The organism is Streptomyces flavovariabilis, from assembly GCF_000725785.1.
GTDB lineage: Bacteria > Actinomycetota > Actinomycetes > Streptomycetales > Streptomycetaceae > Streptomyces > Streptomyces hawaiiensis.
Genome location: NZ_JNXD01000001.1, coordinates 1,113,286 through 1,119,494, shown reverse-complemented (window position 1 = coordinate 1,119,494; position 6,209 = coordinate 1,113,286). Strand labels below are relative to the sequence as shown.

The 6,209-nt window shown below is 72.1% G+C and carries 7 protein-coding genes; 3 read left to right on the top strand and 4 right to left on the bottom strand.

The features are described from left to right. Positions 1 to 94 precede the first annotated feature (94 nt). From IO24_RS0104995 to IO24_RS0104985, 3 genes are all read right to left on the bottom strand, one after another. The gene (locus IO24_RS0104995; protein WP_031132224.1) at positions 95 to 907 is read right to left on the bottom strand and encodes an SAM-dependent methyltransferase; all 813 of its coding nucleotides are present in this window, start codon (positions 905 to 907) and stop codon (positions 95 to 97) included. A 92-nt stretch (positions 908 to 999) separates the two neighbouring features. Beyond that, a complete protein-coding gene (locus tag IO24_RS0104990) occupies positions 1,000 to 1,254 on the bottom strand; it encodes a DUF397 domain-containing protein (protein ID WP_031132222.1) in 255 nt (84 codons plus the stop codon). Next, positions 1,255 to 2,115 carry a helix-turn-helix domain-containing protein gene (locus IO24_RS0104985; RefSeq protein ID WP_031132220.1) on the bottom strand — a complete coding sequence of 287 codons (861 nt, stop codon included), beginning with the start codon at positions 2,113 to 2,115 and terminating at the stop codon, positions 1,255 to 1,257. It abuts the gene before it with no gap. A 243-nt stretch (positions 2,116 to 2,358) separates the two neighbouring features. Between IO24_RS0104985 and IO24_RS40360 the strand changes: the two genes are divergently transcribed. The 3 genes from IO24_RS40360 to IO24_RS0104970 all read left to right on the top strand — a co-directional run bounded on the left by IO24_RS40360 (position 2,359) and on the right by IO24_RS0104970 (position 5,944). Next, a complete protein-coding gene (locus IO24_RS40360; RefSeq protein WP_078899157.1) occupies positions 2,359 to 3,024 on the top strand; it encodes an ATP-binding protein in 666 nt (221 codons plus the stop codon). Beyond that, positions 3,021 to 3,455, top strand: a complete 435-nt coding sequence (locus IO24_RS0104975; RefSeq protein WP_031132216.1) for a hypothetical protein — start codon at positions 3,021 to 3,023, stop codon at positions 3,453 to 3,455. The genes IO24_RS40360 and IO24_RS0104975 overlap by 4 nt, the downstream gene beginning before the upstream one ends. 533 nt (positions 3,456 to 3,988) lie before the next feature. Then, entirely contained in the window at positions 3,989 to 5,944 is a 1,956-nt protein-coding gene (locus tag IO24_RS0104970) for an ABC transporter ATP-binding protein (protein ID WP_031132214.1), read from the top strand. 9 nt (positions 5,945 to 5,953) lie between these two features. On the opposite strand, the gene IO24_RS0104965 is transcribed toward IO24_RS0104970, so the two are convergent. Further along, positions 5,954 to 6,136, bottom strand: a complete 183-nt coding sequence (locus tag IO24_RS0104965; RefSeq protein WP_031132212.1) for a hypothetical protein — start codon at positions 6,134 to 6,136, stop codon at positions 5,954 to 5,956. Between the last annotated feature and the right edge of the window lie 73 nt (positions 6,137 to 6,209).

Below are 6,209 nucleotides of genomic sequence, written 5' to 3'. Positions count from 1 at the left end.
ACCATCTCGCCGACCCACTCACCCATCGCCACATGACGAGTCTGGCCCTGCCGCTGACGCGGCAGGGCCAGAACCCAAGATCTTCATCAGACTTCTAGGCTTTGCGCCCCACGGCCCCGTATCCCGGAATCACCCCGTCGTCCTGCCCGGGCACGGGCTCGCCCAGCTCGGGATGCCAGCGGTGGGGCACCTCGACGCCGGGCTCGACGAGGTCGAGGCCGTCGAAGAAGCGGCTGAACTCCTCGCGGGAGCGCAGGGCCAGGGTGACACCTGCGGCGCGCAGCTTCTCGGTGGCCGCCTTCGACTCCTCCGGGGTGAAGTCGGCGGTCGCGTGGGTCATCACCAGGTAGCTGCCGGAGGGCAGTTCGGCGAGCAGCCGCCGGACCAGGTCGTGGGCGCCGTCCTCGTCGGGGACGAAGTGCAGCAGCGCGACGAGCGACAGCGCGACGGGCCGGGTGAAGTCCAGGACCTTCCTCGCGCCCTCCAGGATGGCGTCCGGGTCGCGCACGTCGGCCTGGAGGTACTCGGTCGCGCCCTCGTCCGTGCCGCGCAGGAGGGCCGCCGCGTGGGCCAGGACGATGGGGTCGTTGTCGCAGTAGACGACCCGGGCGCCGGGCGCGGTCTCCTGGGCGACCTGGTGGAGGTTGGGCTCGGTCGGGATGCCGGTGCCGATGTCCAGGAACTGCCGTACGCCGCTGCGGGCCAGCCAGCGCGTGGCCCGGTGCATGAACGCGCGGTTGACCCGCGCCATCACCGGCACCCGCGGGTCGAGGGTGAGCATCTGCCGGCCCATCGCCTCGTCGACCGGGTAATTGTCCTTGCCGCCGAGGTACCAGTCGTACATCCGCGCGGGATGGGGCCTGGTGGTGTCGATCTGGACGGCCGACGTGGGGTCCTGCCCGGTCATGAGGCACTCCGTAAGGCACAGAGGGTGGTCAATTCAGCACCAGCGATTCATTGTCAGCGTAGGTAGGTCGAGCGACAGCGACGGCAATCGCGTCAGGACAGCAGGAAGTCCGCCTGCCCCGCCTTTGCTCCCTCGATGAAGGCCGTCATCTCGTCGGTGGTGTAGATCAGCGCCGGACCGTCCGGGTCGGTGGACTGCCGGAGGGCGATCCGGCCGTCGGCGAGTTTCAGCGCCTCCAGGCAGTTGCCTCCGTTTCCGCCGCTCCACGGCTTGTGCCAGCCTTCGCTGCCCAAGTCGCGCGCGGGCATGCCGTTGTAGACGTGTTTGCGCGGCTTGATGCGATCCATTCACAGCTCCTTGCGGAGATCCCGGAGGATCTCCTTCGTGCGATGTGCCGTAGCGGCCTGCGCCGCCATGCGGTCCATGACCTCGAGGTGGGTCGCCACCTCGGTGCGCGCGTCGAGATAGACCGCGCCGGTCAGGTACTCGCTGTAGACCATGTCCGGCAGTTCGGGCATGGCGAATCGGAACAGCACGAACGGCCCGTACGTGCCCGGGTGCGGCCCATTGGCGAACGGGGCGATCTGCAGCGTCACGTTGGGGAGCTTCGTGGCGTCGAGCAGTTTGTCGATCTGGGCCCGCATCACCTCCGGGCCGCCGGCCGGACGCCGCAGGGCGGTCTCGTCCATCACGACCCACAGCCGGGGCGCGTCCTCTCGGGTGAGCAGGGCCTGGCGCTGCATGCGCAGGGCGACGTGGCGCTCGATGTCCTCGGGTCTGGTCTGGCCGACGGCGCCCGACCGGAGCACTCCGCGCGCGTAGTCCTCGGTCTGCAGCAGGCCGGGGACGAAATGGGGCTCGTAACTGCGGATGACGCTGGCCGCGCCCTCCAGGCTCACGTACATCGAGAACCAGCCGGGCAGGATGTCGTGGAAACGCTGCCACCAGCCGGGTCTGTTGGCTTCCTCGGCCAGCTGGACGAAGGCTTCGGCCTCGTCGTGGGAGATTCCGTAGGCCTTGAGGAGCAGTTGCAGATACGGGATTTTGAGGGCGACCTCGGCCATCTCCATACGGCGGACCGTGGCGGGGGCGACCCGGAGGATGCGCGCGGCCTCCTCGCGTTTCATCCCGGCGCGTTCCCTCAGGTCCAACAGGCGTCGGCCGAGAACGACCTGACCGACCGTCGGCGCGGACCGCGGTTCACTCACGCTCCACCTCCACGAAGAGTTCTGACGTGCCGGCCACAAAAGAACGCTGACAGCCCGGCGGCGCCATGCGAAGACCCTTTCGAAGAGCCAATCCGAACAAATGTTTCGAACGAAACTTCGACGATCTCAACTGGCGCCGCGTGGGGTGCTGTTGCGAGCAGTGTGCCACGGCCTTCCAGACCGTCACACAGCACTCTGCAATTTTCAGAGTGACACTTGCCAAGTGTTCACGGCGGGGCGATAGTGGCAAGCGTGATTCCGTCCGCGCCCTTAGGAACAGACGTTGCCGCAGGCCCTCTCGGGCTTGGCGCCGCCACGGGAGAGGTCTCCCTCGGGACCGCTGCCGAGCGCCGGTTCCGTTTCGAGCTGGCCGCACATCCGGGTTCCCCCGCCCAGGCCAGACGCCTGACGCGAGCCCGGCTGACCGGCTGGTCGGTGTGTGCGGACACGTGCGACAGCGCGGCCCTGGTGGTGTCCGAGCTGGTCACCAACGCCATCGTGCACACGGCGAGCACCCACATAGTGTGCGAGCTGCACGACGGTGACGACCTGGTGCGGATAGCCGTGCGCGACGAGGGCTGCGCCCCGGGTCAGCCCCACGCCGCCAGCCGGACACGGCCCGAGGAGGAGCACGGGAGGGGACTGCTTCTCGTCGACGCCCTCTGCCATTCCTGGGGTGCCCATGAGAACGGCCCCGGACTGCTGGTCTGGGCCGAGCTGCCGCGCACGGCGGACACCACCCCGCTCGATCCGGCCGAGCCCCAGGGGGACCTGGGCTGGGGCGCCCGCCCCAAGCGCGGCCCGTCCGACGACCCGGACGACGAGGACGGAACCCATCAGGCACGCCACCCGCAGGGCGTCCCCGAGGTTCCCCCGCAGGAGCGCCGCCGACAGCGGGGACACGCATGATCCCCGCGCAGGGAGGCCGCGTGCTGAACCTGGACACACTGGTGCGCGTCCGGCGCGGGCTGCGGACGCCCGGCCCGGCCCTGCGGCTGCCCGTACCCGACGGCATGACCGCCCCGCTCGGCTGCGACGCGGTCGCCGTCCCCGCCCACGTCGGCCCGCTGGTCATGCCGCGGCTGCCTCGCGTGGGCTGCGTCTACGCCGACGAGACGCACTGGTGGTGGCTGGTGCCGTCCGACTCCGACCACGCTCTGGAGTGGCCCGCCCCGGCGCGGTACGTCACCGGCGCGCTCGTCCCGGATCTGCTGGAGATCCCCGGCCTGGTCCATCGCCCGGACGGCACGCTTCCGTACACCCCGCCGATCCCCCTCTACCTGGCGCTGTGCCGCGTGACGGGAACGGCCCCGTCCTGGTCACGCCCGGTCAGCGCGTAGGCCAGGCCCACGACCGGCGCGCTGTGCCGCGTGACGGGAACGGCCCCGTCCTGGTCACGCCCGGTCAGCGCGTAGGCCAGGCCCACGACCGGCGCTCGCACGACCGGTCCCGGCACGACCGCCCGTCGCACGGCAGCCCGTCGCACGGCACTCCCGAGCGCCAGGCCCCGCGCAACCGGCCTCGGCCCGCCCGATCTTCTCGCAAGGTCCCGCGCAACGAACCCGCGCCCGGACCGGCACCCCGCCAACTCGGTTTCCGCACACGCGGCCCCGCACGCCGGGGCCCGACGACCGGCCCGCACATCCGACGCCCGCCCGGCCGGCCTGCCCACCGCCATCCGGGTGCCGCGCCCCCGTCCACACCCCCGGTTCACTCCCCCGGCGCGGCGCCGCGCCGCCCCGCACCTCCCCCGGCCGGGTCATGCGCCCGCGCGCATCCGGCGCCCCGGGCTGCGCCCTGCCCGGGGCGAGGCCCGCCCCGCAATAGTGGGCCGCTCACGGGCGGGGCACGAGGCGGGGGGAGGCGGTCGACGGTGGGGAAGAAGCGGACCGCGCCGGAGGTGTCCGAGTCGGAGCGGCTGCTCTTCGGCGGGCCGCTGCGCTACGACATGGGCTGGAGCCAGCACGCCGACGCGTTCCTGGAGCTGAACTTCCGCGCCATGATCACCCGGCTGCCGTCCCTGCTCGCGTCCAGCCTCCGGCTCGCCCGGCAGGCCGACCGGGCCGCAGCGCGGATCGTGCTGTCCGCGGAGGCGGGCCGGGGCGTGGCGCAGGCGGTGAGCCTGCTCGCGGTGAACAGCGTGCTGGCCCGGCTGATGGGAGGCGGCCCGATCGACGACCGGCTGCGCGGGGCCGTTCCCGCCCTGGTCACGGTGGCCGTCGCGATGTTCCTCGCGGCTCTCCTGCGGGCCGCGAGCACCTACGCCACGGGGCGGCTGGAGCCCAAGGTCGAGCGGGTGGCGACCGAGCGGTACCTGGAGCGGGCCGCGGCCGTGGAACTGGCCGCGATCGAGGACCACGCCTTCCACAAGCTGCTGGACACCGCGCAGTACGGCGCCGCCTCCGCGCGCCGGATGATCTCCTACGGCACCCGCGTGATCAACGCGATGATCTCGCTGGTCGCGGCCGCGGGCGTGCTGACCGTGCTGCACCCGGCCCTGCTGCCGTTGCTGGTCACGATGACCCTGCCGAGCGCCTGGAGCGCGCTGACCGTCGCCCGGCGGCGCTACGAGTCCTTCCACGCCTGGGTGCAGCACGTCCGCGCGGGCCGGCTGCTCGGCAACCTGCTGATCGAGCCCGAGGCGGCCCCCGAGATCCGGGTGCACGGGGTGGGCTCCTTCCTGCTGCGGCACTTCCGCGCGATGTCGGAGACGGCCGAGGCCGAGCAGGCCCGCCTGGCCGGGCTCGCCGCCCGCACGGGCCTGATCGCGGCGGCGTGGACGGGCCTGGCGACGGTGGCGACGTACGCGACGCTGGGCGGGCTGCTGCTGGCGGGCACGATGGCGCTGTCGGTGGCGGGTACGGCCGTGATCGCGATCCGGACCGGCTCGCAGAGCCTCGACACGCTCGTGGTGGAGGTCAACGCGCTGCACGAGGAGGCGCTCTTCGTCGGCGACCTGCAGCGGCTGTACACCGAGGCGGACCAGTGGGCGATCCCCGCGGGCGGCGCGCCGCTGCCGGAGGACCCGCGCGAGATCCGCTTCGAGAACGTCACGTTCCGCTACCCGGGCGACTCGGCCCGCCCCGCTCTGGACGACGTGACGCTCGACCTGCCGCTGGGCCGGATCATCGCTCTGGTGGGTGAGAACGGCTCCGGCAAGACGACCCTGGTCAAGCTGCTCGCCGGGCTCTACATGCCGGAGCGCGGGCGGATCCTGTGGGACGGCGTGGACGCGGCGACCGCGGACCGGCACCGGCTGGCCGAGCGGATCGCGATGGTGGCGCAGGACTTCAAACGGTGGCCTTTCACGGCCCGGGTGAACATCGCCCTGGGGCGCACCTCGGCGCCGGTGTGCGAGGACCGGCTGGCCGCGTCGGTCGCCGAGGCCGGGGCGGAGACGGTGATCGCGGACCTGCCGCGCGGTCTGGACACCCTGCTCGCCCGCGAATTCAGCAACGGGCACGAACTGTCGGGCGGCCAGTGGCAGCGGCTGGGCATCGCCCGGGCGGCCTATCGCAGGGGCAGCATCCTGATCGTGGACGAGCCGACGGCGGCTCTGGACGCCCGGGCCGAGCTGGAGGTCTTCGAGCGGATCCGCGCCCTGGCCGACAGCGGCCAGACGGTCGTACTGATCACGCACCGGCTGGCGTCCGTACGGCACGCGGATCTGGTGCACGTCCTGGACCAGGGCCGGCTCGTGGAGTCCGGGACACCGGACGAGCTGCTGGCGACCGGTGGGCTCTACGCCGAGCTGTACGCGCTCCAGGCGGAGCAGTTCGCCTCGTCACCGGCGCCGGCCATGAAGGTGCCGGCGCCGAAGGCGGGCTGAGGGCACACGTCAGGCTGTGGCGTCGGCCACGTCCCCGCTGCGCACGATCACCAGGAACATGTCCGTGGCGAGGTCCATGACGACCTCGGCAGGCAGGCCCTCGCTACGCCGCGCCTGCGCGAACTCCTCCGCAGGCCAGGAGCCACGCGGCCCACCGGCCGGGAAGCTCTCGAGCACCGTTCGCCCGTTCACCCTGCACCTCCATGTCGCGCTGTACTCGTAGAGTTAAACGCCAACCATGGGGTGAACGGCTCGCGAAGTGACG